The sequence below is a fragment of the Desulfonatronovibrio magnus genome (genome assembly GCF_000934755.1).
Taxonomy (GTDB): Bacteria; Desulfobacterota; Desulfovibrionia; order Desulfovibrionales; family Desulfonatronovibrionaceae; genus Desulfonatronovibrio; species Desulfonatronovibrio magnus.
On sequence record NZ_JYNP01000156.1, the window covers coordinates 1 to 1,109 of the forward strand.

General features: G+C 46.2%; 1 protein-coding gene. It reads right to left on the reverse strand.

The annotated features are described in order from the left end of the window. The coding region (locus LZ23_RS11980) for a hypothetical protein (protein ID WP_045214528.1) at positions 1–1,049 on the reverse strand (1,049 nt) is incomplete at its 3' end. Positions 1,050–1,109: the final 60 nt, after the last annotated feature.

Consider the following 1,109-nt stretch of genomic DNA (forward strand, 5'->3'; position numbering starts at 1 on the left):
AGATAATCCAAGGCCTTCCCAAGCCTTTGCAGGTTTCTCGGAGTTACTTTTCTGTCTAATCCTGGAGTTTCCCTGTACTCCCCAATAAGCTGCAAGAGCTGCTTAAAACTTTTTTTGGCTCCATTCTTAATATAATGGGTTCCGCCAGGCAGGACAAACAGGCTATACATAATCTTTTTGGCAAAGCTCTCAGTTCCCCTTTGTTCTCTGTGATCCAGGGCCAAGACTTCCTGGCTCAGTTTTCCAATAAACTCGAAGTTGTCTTTAGACATATAATGCATAGCCCAGCTGCCAGCCTGAATTTCCCAGCATGTTGGTGTATAGTGCTTGGTAAAAGGATTAAAATCACGCTTGACCAATTTAAGAATGATAAGTTTCCCGTTATAATTCAAAGGCCCATCCTTGCCCTTGGCATTACTGACCTTGACCTTGATATTACCCAGCCTCTCAACTTCAGCACTGATTTTCTCAATCAGATTCCAACGTCTCTCACCATAAGACTTCACTTCTTTATACCCTAGGATCTCTCTGGTAGTGACTATGCTCTTTAAGGCCATGGGCTGGTCTGTCTTGTTCTGGCAGTATGTGGAACTGAGATGGCCCAAGAGAACCATGAGAACATCCAGGGTAAAGAGAGAAAATCCCTGTATAACCTCCTCACTCGGAGCAGTAACAGTAATCTCCCCGGCACTCGGTTGTGTATCCTGAAATACAAAGCCTCCGCTGCGCTCTACCCAGGCTTCAGGCTTATCTCCAAAGTCCTCACCCCCGCAAAGTATAGCCCTGGTAATCACGCTGAGTACCCTGTTATTGGGTACAGGGGCTATCCCCTCACGGAAGATAGCCTCTGTCTCAGGATCAGCCTTGGGCTTTTCTGTACTGATAATCTCTCTGCTTCTCTGGGCAGCAGCTCTGAGTTTCTGAGTAAGCTCCGGGTCACCAAGATCAATATCCAGAAGCTCCGGGTAATTGCGCTCAATATCGTAATTACCCTGCTGCAGATCCCAGTAACTTATTAAAGTCTCAAATAACTGATCCTGCAGTTCCATTACTTCGCACCTCCCCAGCTATCTCCAATATTTGCCTCAACAAGTCCTTCTGTGAAAGCC